Below are 15,315 nucleotides of genomic sequence, written 5' to 3' on the forward strand. Positions count from 1 at the left end.
CCGGCGGCGCTCAGTGCGGCACCACCGGCCGCCAGGGCACCGGGCTGGAGAGGATCATCGAGCTGGACGGCTGGCCGTAGCCGCCGAGCCGGTCGCACACCGCCTCGAACTCGGCCATCGTCGACACCGCGACCAGCAGCACGCAGCACGCCCCGCCGGTGACCCGGTGCAGCTGGACCACCTCCGGCCAGGTCGGCACCTCCGGGTCGCGCAGCACGCAGCGCGGGCCGTAGCACTGGATCTGGACCAGCGCGGTGATCGGCAGCCCGGCCCGGGTGAGGTCCACGTGGGCGTGGTAGCCGCTGATCACGCCCTCGGACTCCAGCCGGCGGACCCGTTCGGCCACCGCGGGTGCGGACAGGCTCACCCGGCGGGAGAGTTCGTTGTACGAGAGCCGGGCGTCGGCCTGGAGCTCGGCGAGCAGACGGCGGTCGACGGCGTCCAAGGCGGCCTCCCGGGTGGTCGGGATCAAGGGATTTCCATTCGTAAAGCGAATCGGCGGAACGCCTCGCGAACGACAGCTCCGAAGGCGGTTGTGATGCCCGTCGACCATTCAAGCGGGGGGCACCGCCGCCGCACAATGGGCACCCGGTGGAACCCGGCAGTCCGGCTGGTCCACCGGACCGGGTGACGCGGCCCGGAGGATCTGGAGGGATCGGGATGGGGCACGACACGGTGGAGACGCCCAACCTGTCGTTCGGCCGGGGCGGAGCGCCCGGCCGGGGCACCCCGTACGCCGAGTACGTACGCCTGGAGGAACTGCACGGCCTGCAGCACCCGCGCAGCAAGGAGCCGGCCGAGCTGTCGTTCATCGTCACCACCCAGGTGATGGAGCTGCTGTTCGACCTGCTGCGGCACGAGTGGACGCTCGCCCGGCAGGCGCTGCGCGAGGACGACCTGGCCGCCGCCCTGGCCGCGCTGCGCCGGGGCACCCACGTCCAGGACGTGCTGGTGGAGTCCTGGGACCTGCTGGCCACCATGACCCCGCACGAGTTCAACTCCTTCCGCTCGCTGTTCGGCGAGGCCTCCGGCTTCCAGTCCGCCGCCTTCCTGCGGCTGGAGTTCCTGCTCGGCAACAAGAACGCCGCGCTGCTGGCGATGTACGACGGGATGCCCGACACCCGGGCCGAGCTGGCCGAGGCACTGCGCTCCCCCGGCCTGTACGACGAGGCGCTGGCGCTGCTGGCGCGCCGCGGCCTGGCCCCGCACCCGGCCCCCTCCGAGCAGCGCTACCAGCCGTCGGCGGAGGTCGAGGCGGCCTGGCGGCGGGTGTACACCGAGCCGGAGCTCGCCGCGCTCCGGCCGCTCGGCGAGGCCCTGCTGGACGTGGCCGAGCGGGTCACCCGGTGGCGCCAGCGCCACCTCTCGGCGGTCAAGCGGACCATGGGCGGCAAGCCCGGCTCGGGCGGCTCCAGCGGGCTGACCTGGCTGCGCAAGTCGGCCGAGCAGGACGTCTTCCCGGAGCTGTGGACGATCCGGGACGGGCTGTGACGGGCACAACGGGTACGGAACGGGACGGGCAGAGGATGACGAGGGAGGAACGGGCAATGACCACGCGCGAGGACTGCGCGGCGCTGGACGCCGCCGACCCGCTGGCGGCGTTCCGCAAGGAGTTCGCCCTGCCGGACGGGGTGGTCTACCTGGACGGCAACTCGCTGGGCGCGCTGCCGGCGCGCACGCCCGAGCGGGTGCGCCGGGTGGTCGAGGAGGAGTGGGGCCGGGAGCTGATCCGCAGCTGGAACGACGCCGGCTGGTTCGAGCAGCCGTACCGGCTGGGGCGGCGGATCGCGCCGCTGGTCGGCGCCGCTCCGGCGGAGGTGGTCGTCTGCGACACCACCTCGGTCAACCTGTTCAAGGTGCTGTCGGCCGCGCTGCGGCTGCGCCCGGGCCGGCGCACGGTGCTCGGCGACGCCGAGGCCTTCCCGACCGACCTGTACATCGCCGAGGGCGTGACCGGCCTGGTCGAGGGCGCGCGCAGCGCGCTGATCCGCCCCGAGGAGCTGGACCGGCACCTGGACGAGGACGTCGCCGCGGTCGTCCTCTCGCACGTCGACTACCGCACCGGCGAGCTGCTGGACATGCCCGGGATCACCGCCCGGGTGCACGCCGCGGGCGCCCTGATGATCTGGGACGTGTGCCACTCCGTGGGCGCGCTGCCGGTCGGACTCGACGCCGCCGGCGCGGACTTCGCGATCGGCTGCACCTACAAGTACCTGAACGGCGGCCCCGGCTCGCCGGCCTTCCTGTACGTCGCCGAACGGCACCTGGCGGCCGGCCCGTTCCAACCGCTCAGCGGCTGGTTCGGCCACGCCCGGCCGTTCGCCTTCGAGCCCGGCTACGAGCCGAAGCCGGGCATCGGCCGGTTCCTGACCAGCTCGCCCTCGCTGCTCGGCCAGGCCGCCCTCGGCGCCTCGCTGGACATCTGGGAGCGGGTCGACCTGGCGAAGGTGCGGGCGAAGAGCCTGGCACTGACCGACCTGTTCATCTCACTGACCGAGGGCCTGGACGGCGTCGAGGTGGCGACCCCGCGCGAGCACGCCCGGCGCGGCAGCCAGGTCGCGCTGCGGCACGCCGACGGCTACCCGGTGGTGCAGGCGCTGATCGAGCGCGGGGTGATCGGCGACTTCCGCGCGCCGGACCTGATGCGCTTCGGCTTCACGCCGCTCTACCTGTCGTACACCGAGGTCTGGGACGCGGCCCGGCAGTTGGCCGAGGTGCTGGAGAGCGGCGAGTGGCGGGCGGAGCGCTTCTCCCGCCGGGGCGAGGTGACGTAGCCGGCCGGGAGGGCCGGCCCCCGGAGCGGCGGCACGACCCGGGGGCCGCCGTGACGCAGCTCATGCCCGGGCCGAGTTCGACCTCCGTCGTCCTTGGGGATGCTCAAGGCTGACGGAACGTCACACCCTGGGGAGGCGTGCGTGAACCTCGAACTCGGCCCGCTCAAGCCCGAACCGGCCCCGCTGCTGCTGGGCCTGGCACTGCTCTTCCTGCTGATGTGGGCGCTCGGCCGCCGTCTGCTCCCGCGGATCGAACGGGTGCAGTCCGAACGCTGGGAGGCCACCGAGGGCCGCGCCGAACGCGCCGAGGCCCTGCTCGCCGAGGCCGAGGCCACCCGGGAGGCCCGACTGCTGGAGCTGGCCGAGGCACGGCACGAGGCGGCCCGGATCCGGGAGGAGTACGCCGAGCGCGGCGCGGCGGCGATGGTCGCGGCCCGCGCGGAGGGCATCCGCACCCGGGACGAACTGCTCACCACCGGCCGCGCCCGGATCGCCGCCGACCGGGCCGAGGCGGCCCGCGTGCTGCGGCAGGACGTCGGCGAGCTGGCCGTCGCCCTGGCCGGCCGGGTGATCGGCGAACCGGTGCACGCCGTCGCCGCGCGACGTCGCACGGTGGAGCGCTTCTTCGAGGCGAACTAACCTCGCCGGAAGGTCAGTTCGTCAGCTCCTGGACCAGCCCGCGGTAGACCGCGAAGGCCGGCTTGGGCGTGTAGTCGTCGCGCAGCAGGCCGAAGCGCGGGAACAGCCCGGCACCCGCACTGTCCGCGTCGCGCAGCGCGAAGAACGCGTAACCGGTGACGTGGAGTTCGGCGGCGAGCCCGGCGACCGTCCGGACCACCTCCGCCACCACCTCGGCCTGCCGCGCCTCGCTCCGCCCGGGGCCGGTGGGCCAGCCGTTCTCGCAGATCCGCAGCGGGACGTCCGGCCCGATCCCGGCCCGGGGCAGCGCGTCCCGGCGGAAGCCGGTGAGCACCGCCCGTACCGCGTCGGCGAGTTGGGACGGCTGGACGGGGCGAAAGACGTCCGGGAAGAAGTCCAGGCCGACGTAGTCCAGGGCGCGGTGGAAGCGCTCGTCGGCGAGCTCCCCGAGCTCGGTCCAGAAGGTGTCCGCGGGGTCGAAGGAGGGCACCGCGTTGAAGCCGACGGCCAGCCGGTCGAATCCGTGGGCCAGCGCCTCCTCCTTGGCCGCGACCACGCCCTCGACCAGCGCCCGGCGGACGTTCGGGATGCTGCCGTCCACGGGCGGGAGGTCCAGGTTGGGCTCCTCGCAGATCTGGAGCAGGGCGAGGCGGTGCCCCTCGGTCCGGACCGTCCGCCGGACGAAGTCCAGCCAGCCCGCCAACTCCCCGCTCCGCTCCCGGTACTGGACCACCAGGTCGAGCCGGCGGCCGTCGACGGCGTACCGCTCGGGCCGCTCGGGGGTGTGCTCGCCGCCCGGGTACGAGCGGTAGGCGCGGACCAGGAACTCCCCTGCACCGCCCTGGAGTTCGCGCAGGGCGGCGGTGATCCGGGCCGGGTCGTCGGGGCGGGCGGGGGTGATCACGCCGGTGTCGTCGCCCGCCAGCCCGCCGGGATAGATGCCGAAGGTGAAGGTCATGCCGTCACCGTAGCGGATATTTTTGGTGTCACTGCAAGTTTTCAGTGACACCATGATTGGCGGATAGGATCCGGCCATGGGACTTCGCGAACTCAAGAAGCAGCAGACCCGGGAGCTGCTCTCCGACACCGCCATGGGCCTGTTCGCCGAGCGCGGCTTCGACCGGGTCACGGTGGTCGAGGTGGCCCGGGCCGCCGGGGTCTCGCCGAACACGGTCTTCAACTACTTCCCGACCAAGGAGGACCTGTTCTTCGACCGCCAGGAGGAGGTGGTCGCCCACCTGGCCGAGGTGGTCCGGCACCGCCCCCCGGGCAGCTCGGCCGTGGACGCCGTCCGGGCCGACCTGCTGGCGGCCTTCGCGAGCGGCGAGCCGACGGTCGGACTGAACCCGGGGATCGCGGCGTTCTGGCGGATCGTCGAGGACAGCGCCGCCCTGCGGGCCCGACTGCTGGAGCTCGGCGAACGGGCCGAGGCGGCGCTGGCGGCCGCCCTGGCCGAGGAATCGGGCGCCGCACCGGAGGACCCGCTCCCCCGGGTCGTGGCCGGAGCCGTCGCGGGGGCCCACCGGGCGGTGCTCGGCGAGATCCGGCGGGCCATGGTCGCCGGGGAGCCGGCCGAGGCGGTACGGACCCGGGTCGAGGCGGCGGTGCGGCACGCCTTCGGCCTGCTCGCCTCTGGCCTCGCCCACTACCCGGCCGGGCGGTAGGCGGCCGGACCGGGGGAAACCCGCGGCGCCGGGGGCGGGAACGGCGCAGGCCGCCCGGTCGGGGTCGACTCGGGCGGCCTGCGCCGCTGTCCGGCTGATCAGTTCGTCAGTTCGTCAGTTCGTCAGCGGTACGGTCCGTCAGCTGTGGCGGCCGCGGCGGCGGGCGGCCAGTACGGCCAGACCGCCGAGGCCGAGCAGGCCGACGCCCGCCAGGCCGAAGACCACCGGGGCGTTGCCCGCACCGGTGGAGGGCAGCTCACCGCCACCGGGGTGCTGGCTGGTCGGCGCCTTGGTCGGGTGGTGGCTGGTCGGGCCCGGACCGGCGCTCGACGTCGTCGCGCTGGCCGACGGCGAGGTCGGCGCCGGAGAGGTCGGCGCGGGAGACGTCGGGGACGGCGAGGTCGGGGACGGGGACGTCGGCGACGGCGAGGTCGGCGACGGCGACGTCGGACTCGGCGAGGTCGGTGAGGGGGACGTGGGCGAGGGGGACGGCGTCGGCGAGGTCGGCGACGGGCTGGGCGTCACGGCGCAGTCCGGCAGGTCGCCGTCGAACGGGTAGCTGTGGATCTCGTAGCCACCGGTACCGGTGTGGACCAGGTTGCCCGCCAGGTACACCCGGCCGTTCATGCCCGGCTGGGCGATGGTCGTGGTGCCGCCCGGGTTGCCGGCCATGACCGAGCCCTGGAACTGGGCGCTGCCGAGGATCTGCGCCGAGGTCGCGGTCGGGAAGTTGTACATCAGCTTCGAGCGCATGTCGGTGGTCTGGTCCCCGGCCAGGCCGGTGCCGGTGTAGGTGTTGATGATCGGGCTGTCCCCGAGCATGTTCACCACGACGGTGGCGCCGGCCGGGATGTTGTTGAAGACCAGGCCGATCTGCCCGCCGGACGGCGAGGCGAGGTTCTGGGTGACGTTGAAGACCTGCTTCATGCTGGTCCCGTCACCGGTGAAGGTCGCCTGGCTCGGGGAGATGTCGACGGTGCCGGTCGCGGTGGCCCGGCCGACGCAGTCGGAGACCTCCTCGATCTGGGTCAGCACCGACTGGTAGGGCGCGGCCGCGTTCGGGTCCTGGATCGACTCGCCGGTGGGGTCGATGTTCACGGTGCCGGTGACGGAGCCCGCGTGGCGCAGGTTGCCGAAGGCCGGGCCGTGCGAGTCGCTGCCGCCGATCAGGATCGCGTTGCCGGTCAGCACGTCGACGTTGCCGCCGGTGGTCACGAAGTCGCTGCCGTTCGGCGGTACCACGCGCGAGCCGACGCCGACGACGCCCATGTTGTAGATGCCGCCGCCGTTCTTGTCGACGGTCAGGTTCCCCAGCGTGACGATCTTGCCCTCGGCCTCCGCGGCGCGGCCGGTCACCGTGTAGTCGCCGCCGGTGAAGACGTTGATGGTGGCGTCGCGGCCGGGGAAGTCGCCGTTGTTGGGCGGCGGCCAGGTGGCGGGGCAGTCGGGCCCCGAGCAGGCGCCCAGCGGCGGGGCCAGCGGAGCGGCGGAACCGACCGTCAGCACCGCGGCCAGCGGCAGCGCGGTGAGGGCGGTCGCCACCGCCACCCGGACGGCCCGGCGCCTTCGTGTGGCCGGTGTTCTCACGGCGGTCGTTCTGTGATCCGGCGAACCGGTGGCCTGACCCATCGACAATTCCTCCGTGCATGAGAAAAGGACAGGCCGGGACGACCTGCCATGTTCCGTGCCATCTGCTGGCGATCTCACAGATCCGGGACATCCAACCCCAAAACGGACCATCCGCACTTTACAGACCCTCAGATCGGATCCGAAATTCATCCGTACGGAGCAGCGCTTCCTCGGGCGGGCGCCGACGGACGGCAAGGCCCTCGGGCGTGTCTTCGAGGTGCGTGCCCTGGCGTCGCCCCGCAGACGCGAGTTCGAAGACAGGCCCTAAGTTGGAGGCATGACCACCGAGGCCCAGGAACAGAGCGCGCCGCTCGTCGCCGTCGCGTCCGCCGACGCCGTACTGCGGCACCCCGAGGCGGGCGAGCACCTGCTGACCGCCATGGAGCGGGAGCGCGCCGCGCGCTTCCGGCACGAGTCCGGGCGGACCGACTTCACCGCCGGCCACGTCCTGGTCCGGCTCTGCGCCGCCCGGCTGCTCGACGTGCCGGTGGCCGGCCTCGTCCTCGCCCAGCAGTGCCCGGACTGCGGGCTCGCCGACCACGGCAAGCCCTACCTGCCGGACCACCCCGGGGTGCACGTGAGCCTGTCGCACACCCGGGGCGTGGTCGCGGCCGGCGCCGGGTTCCAGCCGATCGGGGTCGACGTCGAGCTGTCCACCCGGGGCGGCTCGCTGCGCTCGGTCGCCCGCCGGGTGCTCGCCCCGGCCGAGCTCGCCCTGGTCGAGGCCGACCCGGAGTCGGAGCGGGCGTTCCTGCGGCTCTGGGTGCGCAAGGAGTCGCTGATCAAGATCGGGCGGGCCACCCTGGACACCCTCGGCCGGGTCGACCTCTCCGCCCTGCCGCTGACCGTCCCGCCGGGCGCCCCGCTGCGCAGCCGGTACGAGGACCTGCACCTGCTCGACTGGACCGACCCGGAGCACGCCGCCGCCGTCGCGGCCGTCAGCACCGCCCCGCCCCGGATCGTGGAGCTCACGGCGGCCGGCTGAGCGAAGGGGCGGGGCGCCGGGCATCGGCGGGCTCCGGCGGCGGGCTCCGGCGCCCACCCGCGCGGTGGGCCGGTGAATAAGCGGTGTTAGCGTGCCTGGTCGTGGGCCCGCCGATCGCGTGCGCCCCGCCCCCAGCCGACCAGCTGCCCACCGGAATTCAAGAGGGTGCCCCGCCATGGCCAAGTTCCTGCTGAGCCTGCACGTCCTCGTGTCGGTCCTGTTCATAGGCCCGGTCGCGGTGGCCGTCAGCATGTTCCCGCGCCGGGCGAAGGCCGCGCTGGCGGGCGGACCGGACCGGGCCTCCGACGCCGGCGTGCTGCGGGTGCTGCACCGGATCACCCAGGTCTACGCGCTGCTCGGGGTCGCGGTGCCGGTGCTGGGCATCGGCTTGGCCCAGGTGATGGACGTGCTCGGGCAGTCCTGGGTGATCGTCTCGATGGTGCTGACCGCGATCGCCGCGCTCTCCCTCCTGCTCTTCGTGCTGCCCGGCCAGCAGGCCGCCGTGGACGCGCTCGAACTCGACCCGTCGGACGAGCAGCACGCCAAGGCCGTCGGCGGCCTGAAGCTGCTGCCGATGACCGCCGGGGTGTTCAACCTGCTGTGGGCCGTGGTCGTGGTGCTCATGGTCATCCGCCCGGGGTCCAGCACCGGCGTCTGAGCCCCGGATCCCCCGGGCTCTGATCCCCCAGCCCTGATCCCCCGGGCCCCGGGCTCCTTGTCGCCTGGTCCCCCGCGCCCCCTCCCGCCGACCGGGGTGGTTCGAGTACCGTCCTGGGCCATGACGATCATGGCGGGCATGGGCAGCCCGACGGGAACCGGCGTCGGTCCGCTGCTGCGCGGCTGGCGGGTACGACGGCAGCTCAGCCAGCTGCAACTGGCACTGCGAGCGGACTCCTCGGCCCGCCACCTCAGCTTCGTCGAGAACGGCCGCTCCCGCCCCAGCCGGGAGCTGGTGCTGCGGCTGGCCGAGGAGCTGGACGTCCCGGTGCGCGAGCGCAACGCCCTGCTGCTGGCGGCCGGTTACGCCCCGCACTACCCCGAGACACCGCTGGACGACCCGTCGATGGCCGCGCTGCGCGGCGGGCTGGAGCGGCTGCTGGCCGCCCACGACCCGTACCCGGCGGTCGTGGTCGACGGGTCCTTCCGGGTGCTGGCGGCCAACCGCTCGCTCGGGCTGCTCCTGGCCGGCGTCGCCCCGCACCTGCTGGAGCCGCCGTTCAACGCGATCCGGATCACCCTGCACCCGGACGGGCTCGCGCCGCGCATCGTCAACCTGCGGCAGTGGCGGCGGCACCTGCTGGAGCGGATGGAACGGCAGCTGGAGCTGGTCCGCGCCGAGCCGCTGCGCCGGCTGTACGAGGAGGTCCGCGGCTACCCCGAACCGGCCGGCGACCCGGCGGACGAGCCGGCCGACGACCGGGTGGACGGGCCGGCCGCGTACGGGTCCCCGTTCGCGCTGCCGCTGCGGATCCGGTACGAGGAGCGGGTGCTCTCCTTCCTCTCCACCATCGCGACCTTCAACACGCCGCTGGACGTCACCGTCTCCGAGCTGGCCATGGAGACCTTCCTGCCGGCCGACGCGGAGACGGTGCGGTTCCTGCAGTCCGTGGTCGGCCCCGAGCGTCAGGTCGTGCCCGACACGCCTTAGCCCTGCTGCCGGGCCCGGCGCCGCAGGGCGGTGAACTGGAGGACGGCGAACAGGGCCACCGCCGCGGCCTGCACCGGGATCCAGACGAACCCGGCGGTGGTCGGCTCCAGCCACACCTCCATCGCGACCAGGCTGAGCACCACCCAGGCCAGGTTGACGCCGATCACCGCCCGCACCCCCGGCCCCGGCGGCTGCCGCCGGGCGGCCAGCGCGCCGACCGCGAGGGCGTACCCGAGGAGCAGCAGCCCGACCTCGACCAGGGTGGTGCGGCCCGCGCCGAGCAGCTCGCCGAGCGGACCGGAGAAGGCCAGGTAGGCCAGGCCGTTGCCGCCGGTCACCAGGGCGTCCAGGGTCAGGGCGCCGCGCACCGTCCACGGCGACAAGACGGAACCGGGCCGGGCGGGGCTGAGGGTGTTCGCGTGGGCGGACATGGCGGATCGCCTCCTGTCGGGGGTGGGCCCCGGGACCGTGGCGGCCGCACCGGGTGCCCCCACCCTGCCCGGCCCGGCGGCGGGCGTCGATTACCCCGCAGGTAAGGGCGGGCGCCCGCACGGGCACGGGCGTCGGGCTACGGCCGCCGGGCCACGGGCAACGCGGGCTACGGCCGCTGGGCCACGAGCAGTCGGGCTACGGCCGCCGGGGTGGCTGCCGGAGCAGGACGCCCGCCCGCTTCACCGCGCGGGCGGTGATGGTGGTCTCGGCCCGGGTGACGCCGAGCGGTCCGAGGGTGTCGGTGAGGAAGCGGTACAGCTCACCGTGGTCCGGGCAGAACACCGTGGCCAGCAGGTTGGCCGGGCCGCTGGTGGCGAACACCCCGTGCACCCGCGGGTGGCGGGCCAGCACCGTGCCGACCTCGGCGATCCGGCCGGGCGGCACGTCCAGCCAGAGGTTGGCGTCCACGGCCAGGCCGAGCAGCCGCGGGTCCACGGTGGCGTGGGTGCGCAGCAGCCCGGCCCCGTCCAGCCGGTGCAGCCGGCAGCGCACCGTGGACTCGGGCGCGCCCACCGCCGCGGCCAGTACGGCGTGGGACTGCCGGGCGTCCTCGCCGAGCCGCTCCAGCAGCGCGCGGTCGAGATCGTCCAGCGGCGGGGGCGCGGCGGGGCGCAGGACGGCGGGCCGGGCGAGCGCGGCGGCCTCCTCCCCGGTCAGGTACCCGGCCCGCCACTGCCCGGCGTCGGCGAAGGCGTGCAGCACCGCGTGGGTGGTGGTCTCGGTGACGGCGCCGGTCGCGGGCAGCTGCCCGTACAGCAGCCGGTCGCGGGAGCCGGCGTCGGTGAGCACCACGGCGCCGACCTCGTGGCCGCCGAGCATCACGTCGACGAACGGCACGTCGGGGCGGTCGGCGAGGGCCCGCGCGATGGCGTCCACCCGGCCGCTCAGCACCCGGACCCGCAGCAGCAGCGCGCCCACGGCGGCGTCCTCGACATCCGGCAGCCGGACCACCCGCAGCACCCCGGCCTGCCGCATCCGGCCCAGCCGGCGGGTGACCGTCCGGGCGGAGACGCCCAGCACCTCGGCGATCCGGCCGGGCTCGGCCCGTCCGTCCACCTGGAGGGCGCACACCAGGCGGCGGTCGAGGGTGTCCAGCACGCTGTCCGGATCGGCGGTGGAGAGGTCCATGGTGTCCGATCCCCGCCACTTCCGGCGGCTGCTGCGTCCTCTTCGGCAGCCCTGACGGTACTCCTTGTCCCGGGCGGCCGGAGCGGACACCGGCCCGGAGCGAGGAGGAGTCACCGTGACGGACGGGCTGTGGAGGCTGGCGGAGGACGTGGAGGCCGCGGTGCGCGAGGTCGGTGCGGGGCTGGCGGCACGCCGGTCCGCCGAGCCGGTCACGGCGCGGACCGTCGAGGAGGCGGCGGCCCGCTTCGCCGAGCTGGACGGCCCGGCGGCCGCCGCCCTGCGGGAGCGGCTGACGGCGCTGCGCCCCCGGGCCGGCTGGGTGTCCGAGGAACTGGACGGCCCGGTGCCCGCCGAGGGCGAGTGGTGGCTGTGCGACGCGACCGACGGCGCGGTGCAGTACCTGCTCGGGCAGCCGCACTGGGCGGTGACCGCCACGCTGGTGCGGGACGGCGCGGCGGTGCTGGCCGTGGTGCACGCCCCGGAGCAGGACGGCCGTACCTACCGGGCGGTGCTCGGCGGCGGGGCCGAGCTGGACGGGCGGCCGATCGCGCCCCTGGAACGGGAGTTGGCCGTCACCGTCGCCGCCACCAGCCAGCCGCCCCGGGTGGCCGCCGACCCGGTGGCGCTGCGCCGGGCCGGCGAGTCGCTGTCCGCGATGGCGGGCGCCGTCCTGGCGGTGCGCAACCTCGGCCCGACCGCGCTCCAGGTGGCCCAGGTCGGCTCCGGGCACCTGGCGCTGTTCTGGGAGTACGGCCTGGACGCGGGCAACCTGCTGCCCGGCGCGCTGATCGCGCGCGAGGCGGGCGCCACGGTGACGGACGCCGCCGGGGCGGCCTGGACGGCCGGCTCCGACGGCTTCCTCGCCGCCGCGCCCGGGCTGCACGCCAGGGCGCTGGAGGTGCTGCGGACGGTGCGGTGATCAGCCCCTCGGCTCGGGCCCCGCTTCGGACCCCGGTTCGGACCCCGGTTCGGGTCGCGGTTCCGGTCGCGGTTCCGGTCGCGGTTCGGGGCCCGGTCCGAGTCCGAAGAGGGCGGCCGCGTTGTCGTGGCAGACCGCCCGCAGCCACTCCTCCCCCAGCCCCAGCCCGGCCAGCGCCTCCAGCTGGTGGACGTACCGGTAGGGGATGTTGGGGAAGTCGCTGCCGAGCAGGACGCGCTCCCGCAGCCCGCGCAGGCGCGGCAGTTCCGCGCGCGGGAACGGGACGTCGGCCTCGGCGAAGTCGGTGAACGCGATGGTGGTGTCCAGCCGGACGGCCGGGTGGCGCTCGGCCAGGTCGAGGAAGTCGCGGTACTCGGGCATCCCGAGGTGGGCGACCACCAGGACCAGGCCGGGGTGCCGCTCCAGCACCGCGCCGATCGGGCCGGGGCCGGTGAACTTGCCCGGCACCGGCCCGGACCCGCAGTGGGTGACCACCGGGGTGCCGGTCTCGGCGAGCAGCCCCCAGACCCCGTCCAGCAGCGGGTCCGCCGGGTCGTAGCCGCCGACCTGGAGGTGCGCCTTGAACACCCGGGCGCCGTCCTCGATCGCCCGGGCCACGTAGCCGGGCGCCCCGGGCTCGGGGAAGAAGGTCGCGGTGTGCAGGCACTCCGGGGTGCGGGCGGCGAAGTCGGCGGCCCAGCCGTTCAGCCAGCCGGCCATGCCGGGCTTGTGCGGGTAGAGCATGGACGTGAACGCCCGGACGCCGAAGTCCCGCAGCCGCCGGACCCGTTGCTCCTCGGCCTCGCGGTAGGTGATCGGCCACGGGCGGTTCACCAGCGGACCGGCCGCGTCGAAGTACGCCCACACCTTGTCGAGGACGTTCTTCGGCATGAAGTGGGTGTGCACGTCGATCAGCCCCGGCAGGCCGAGGCCCTGCCAGAACGCCCGGACGCCCTCCGCCTCCCGGTCGCTCACGCGATCACCGGGCGGGCGCGGTCGATGATCGCCCCGGTGTCGACGCCGGACGGCAGGGTGCCGAAGGCCGCGCCGTGGTCGCCGCCGAGCCGGCTCGCGCAGAACGCGTCGGCGACCGCCGGGCTGCCGTACCGGACCAGCAGCGAGCCCTGGAGGGCCAGCGCCATCGACTCGACCAGCCGGCGGGTGCGGTACTCCAGGTCCCCCGGGTCGGTCAGCTCCTTGCGCAGCGCGGCGACGGCCGCGTCCAGCCGGCGGTCCGCGCCGGCGGCGGCGTCGAGTTCGCCGAGGAAGGCCTCGACGGTCTCCGGGCGCTTGGCCATGGCGCGCAGCGCGTCCAGGGCGGCGACGTTGCCGGAGCCCTCCCAGATCGACACCAGCGGCGCCTCCCGGTAGAGCCGGGGCATCCCGGACTCCTCCACGTAGCCGTTGCCGCCCAGGCACTCCAGCGCCTCGGCGGCGTGCGCCGGACCGCGCTTGCACACCCAGTACTTGGCCACCGCGAGGCCCAACCGCCGGACCAGCGCGTCGGTTTCGTCGCCGGCCAGGGCGCGGTCGGTGGCCCGGGCGAGCCGCATCGCGACGATCGTGGCCGCCTCGGACTCCACCACCAGGTCGGCGAGCACGTTGCGCATCAGCGGCTGGTCGACCAGCGCCTTGCCGAACGCCCGCCGGTGCAGGGCGTGGTGCACCGCCCGGGTGGCGCCGTAGCGCATGCCGGAGGCCGCGCCGACGGTGCAGTCCAGGCGGGTCATGTTGACCATCTCGATGATGGTCGGGACGCCCCGGCCCTCCTCGCCGACCAGCCAGCCGACCGCGCCGTCGTACTCCAGCTCGGCGGAGGCGTTGGACTTGTTGCCGAGCTTGTCCTTGAGCCGCATCAGCTGCAGGCGGTTGCGGCCGCCGTCCGGCAGGACGCGCGGCAGCACGAAGCAGCTGAGGCCGCCCGGGGCCTGGGCGAGGGTCAGGAAGAGGTCGGACATCGGCGCCGAGGTGAACCACTTGTGGCCGGTGAGCCGGTAGGTACCGTCGGCCTGCGGGGTGGCGGTGGTGGTGTTGGTGCGGACGTCCGAGCCGCCCTGCTTCTCGGTCATCGACATGCCGGCGATCAGCCCGCGCTTGGTACGCGGCTCGCGCAGCCCGTAGTCGTACTCCCGGGCGGCCAGCAGCGGCTCCAACTCGGCGGCCAGGGCCGGGTTGGCGCGCAGGGCCGGGACGGCGGCGTAGGTCATCGAGATCGGGCAGGTGTGGCCGGCCTCGACCTGGCCCCAGACGAAGAACCGGGCGGCGCGGGCGGAGTGGGCGCCGGGGCGCTCGTCGCGCCAGGGGGCGGCGTGCAGGCCGTACCCGACGGCGGTGCGCATCAGCTCGTGCCAGGCCGGGTGGAACTCGACCTCGTCGATCCGGTGGCCGAAGCGGTCATGGGTGCGCAGCACCGGCGGGTTCTCGTTGGCCAGCCGGGCCCACTCGGCGGCCTGCTCGGAACCGGCCAGCCGGCCCAGCTCGCGCAGCTCGGGCTCGGCCCAGCCGGCGTCGGCCCGCTGGAGGGCGGCGAGCAGGGTGGGGTCGGCGGCGGTGTCGTGTCCGTACGGCAGGGGCACCTGGTTGGTGACCTCATGCGTCGCTGTCATCGCGTCCTCCCAGGGCACGCAGGGTGAAGGAGACCAGGGCGGGGACCACCGTGGTCTTGTCGCTCTGTTCGGGCTCGGCGGCTCCGGTCCCGGCCGCTCCGGTCTCGGCCGCTCCGGGTGTGGCAGCGGCTCCGGACGCGGCTGTTCCGGGTACGGCTGTTCCGGGTGCGGCGGCGAGCGGGCCGGCCAGGGCCTCGCCGACCGCGCCGACCAGGGCGGCGGCGGTCAGCACCGGGTCCTGCTCGGGCAGTTCGCCGCTCGCCACGGCGGCGGCGATCTCGGTGGCGATCACGTCCCGGAACGCCCGCCGGAACACCAGGCGCTCCTCGTCCACGACCGCGTCGGCCGGCTCGACCAGCAGCGCGTACGCCAGCCGGGGCGCGCGCAGGGCGCGGGCGGCGAAGGTCTCGACCACGGCGGCGATCCGCCTCCGCGGGGTGTCCTGGCGGGCGACGGCGGCGTTGACCGCGTCGATCTCGTGCGTGACCACCCGGCGGAACAGCTGCACCGACAGCTCGGCCTTGCCGCTGAAGTGCTGGTAGAGGCTGCCGGTGGCGATCCCGGCTCGGTCCGCCACGGCGGCCATCGTGCAGCCGCCGTAGCCGCGCTCGGCGAGCAGGCCGACCGCCGACTGGAGCACCGCTTCGCGCTGGGCGTCCAGGCGGGCTTGTACGGCGGGCGTGCGTCGGTAGGCCATGCAAGCATTGAAGCACTGATTCACTGCTTCGGGGAGGGGCTGGGGCGGCCCGACCTTCCCGCCGGCGGGGCGCGGGACGACGCGAGGAGGCCGCCCCGGGTTCCGGGACGGCCTCCTCCTCGTGCGTGGTGGTG

At 74.8% G+C, this 15,315-nt stretch carries 16 protein-coding genes; 8 read left to right on the forward strand and 8 right to left on the reverse strand.

Annotation, left to right across the window (positions count from 1 at the left end):
• Positions 1-10: 10 nt before the first annotated feature.
• Positions 11-472 (reverse strand): Lrp/AsnC family transcriptional regulator, encoded by a 462-nt coding sequence (locus ACFY4B_RS01580; RefSeq protein WP_234348510.1) that lies wholly within the window; start codon positions 470-472, stop codon positions 11-13.
• A 188-nt stretch (positions 473-660) separates the two neighbouring features.
• Here ACFY4B_RS01580 and ACFY4B_RS01585 point away from each other — a divergent pair, with 188 nt between their 5' ends.
• From ACFY4B_RS01585 to ACFY4B_RS01595, 3 genes are all read left to right on the forward strand, one after another.
• Positions 661-1,491 (forward strand): tryptophan 2,3-dioxygenase, encoded by an 831-nt coding sequence (locus tag ACFY4B_RS01585; protein ID WP_387966195.1) that lies wholly within the window; start codon positions 661-663, stop codon positions 1,489-1,491.
• A gap of 56 nt (positions 1,492-1,547) precedes the next feature.
• On the forward strand, positions 1,548-2,774 hold the full coding sequence (kynU, locus tag ACFY4B_RS01590; protein ID WP_387966196.1) for a kynureninase: 1,227 nt from the start codon (positions 1,548-1,550) through the stop codon (positions 2,772-2,774).
• Positions 2,775-2,915: 141 nt separating this feature from the next.
• Positions 2,916-3,413 (forward strand): hypothetical protein, encoded by a 498-nt coding sequence (locus ACFY4B_RS01595; protein WP_387966197.1) that lies wholly within the window; start codon positions 2,916-2,918, stop codon positions 3,411-3,413.
• Between the two features lie 13 nt (positions 3,414-3,426).
• Here the strand turns inward: ACFY4B_RS01595 and ACFY4B_RS01600 are convergent, their stop codons facing one another.
• The gene (locus ACFY4B_RS01600; RefSeq protein ID WP_387966198.1) at positions 3,427-4,371 is read right to left on the reverse strand and encodes a hypothetical protein; all 945 of its coding nucleotides are present in this window, start codon (positions 4,369-4,371) and stop codon (positions 3,427-3,429) included.
• Positions 4,372-4,447: 76 nt separating this feature from the next.
• Here ACFY4B_RS01600 and ACFY4B_RS01605 point away from each other — a divergent pair, with 76 nt between their 5' ends.
• Positions 4,448-5,077 (forward strand): TetR/AcrR family transcriptional regulator, encoded by a 630-nt coding sequence (locus ACFY4B_RS01605; protein ID WP_387966199.1) that lies wholly within the window; start codon positions 4,448-4,450, stop codon positions 5,075-5,077.
• 138 nt (positions 5,078-5,215) lie between these two features.
• On the opposite strand, the gene ACFY4B_RS01610 is transcribed toward ACFY4B_RS01605, so the two are convergent.
• The gene (locus ACFY4B_RS01610) at positions 5,216-6,664 is read right to left on the reverse strand and encodes a choice-of-anchor A family protein (protein WP_380742222.1); all 1,449 of its coding nucleotides are present in this window, start codon (positions 6,662-6,664) and stop codon (positions 5,216-5,218) included.
• Between the two features lie 319 nt (positions 6,665-6,983).
• Here ACFY4B_RS01610 and ACFY4B_RS01615 point away from each other — a divergent pair, with 319 nt between their 5' ends.
• The 3 genes from ACFY4B_RS01615 (at position 6,984) to ACFY4B_RS01625 (ending at position 9,339) form a co-directional block, all read left to right on the forward strand.
• Positions 6,984-7,691, forward strand: a complete 708-nt coding sequence (locus tag ACFY4B_RS01615; protein ID WP_387966200.1) for a 4'-phosphopantetheinyl transferase family protein — start codon at positions 6,984-6,986, stop codon at positions 7,689-7,691.
• A gap of 175 nt (positions 7,692-7,866) precedes the next feature.
• A complete protein-coding gene (locus tag ACFY4B_RS01620) occupies positions 7,867-8,349 on the forward strand; it encodes a hypothetical protein (protein WP_380664762.1) in 483 nt (160 codons plus the stop codon).
• A 120-nt stretch (positions 8,350-8,469) separates the two neighbouring features.
• Positions 8,470-9,339, forward strand: coding sequence for a helix-turn-helix domain-containing protein (locus ACFY4B_RS01625; protein WP_387966201.1), 870 nt, complete (start codon positions 8,470-8,472; stop codon positions 9,337-9,339).
• Here the strand turns inward: ACFY4B_RS01625 and ACFY4B_RS01630 are convergent.
• On the reverse strand, positions 9,336-9,770 hold the full coding sequence (locus ACFY4B_RS01630) for a hypothetical protein (RefSeq protein WP_387966202.1): 435 nt from the start codon (positions 9,768-9,770) through the stop codon (positions 9,336-9,338). The two genes, ACFY4B_RS01625 and ACFY4B_RS01630, sit on opposite strands and share 4 nt — an antisense overlap.
• Before the next feature lie 196 nt (positions 9,771-9,966).
• On the reverse strand, positions 9,967-10,959 hold the full coding sequence (locus ACFY4B_RS01635; protein ID WP_387966203.1) for an Lrp/AsnC family transcriptional regulator: 993 nt from the start codon (positions 10,957-10,959) through the stop codon (positions 9,967-9,969).
• Positions 10,960-11,074: 115 nt separating this feature from the next.
• Here ACFY4B_RS01635 and ACFY4B_RS01640 point away from each other — a divergent pair, with 115 nt between their 5' ends.
• Entirely contained in the window at positions 11,075-11,878 is an 804-nt protein-coding gene (locus ACFY4B_RS01640; protein ID WP_387966204.1) for an inositol monophosphatase family protein, read from the forward strand.
• Here the strand turns inward: ACFY4B_RS01640 and ACFY4B_RS01645 are convergent, their stop codons facing one another.
• Genes ACFY4B_RS01645 through ACFY4B_RS01655 form a run of 3 tightly spaced genes read right to left on the reverse strand, consistent with a single transcriptional unit; the run spans position 11,879 to position 15,181 of the window.
• Positions 11,879-12,853 (reverse strand): amidohydrolase family protein, encoded by a 975-nt coding sequence (locus ACFY4B_RS01645; RefSeq protein WP_387966205.1) that lies wholly within the window; start codon positions 12,851-12,853, stop codon positions 11,879-11,881.
• Positions 12,850-14,484: an acyl-CoA dehydrogenase family protein gene (locus ACFY4B_RS01650; protein ID WP_387966206.1), complete on the reverse strand. Its 1,635-nt coding sequence runs from the start codon at positions 14,482-14,484 to the stop codon at positions 12,850-12,852. The genes ACFY4B_RS01645 and ACFY4B_RS01650 overlap by 4 nt, the downstream gene beginning before the upstream one ends.
• Positions 14,468-15,181: a TetR/AcrR family transcriptional regulator gene (locus ACFY4B_RS01655; protein ID WP_387966207.1), complete on the reverse strand. Its 714-nt coding sequence runs from the start codon at positions 15,179-15,181 to the stop codon at positions 14,468-14,470. Before ACFY4B_RS01655 ends, ACFY4B_RS01650 begins: the two co-directional genes overlap by 17 nt.
• Positions 15,182-15,315: the final 134 nt, after the last annotated feature.

Source organism: Kitasatospora sp. NPDC001261, from assembly GCF_042896795.1.
In the GTDB taxonomy this organism is placed as follows: domain Bacteria; phylum Actinomycetota; class Actinomycetes; order Streptomycetales; family Streptomycetaceae; genus Kitasatospora.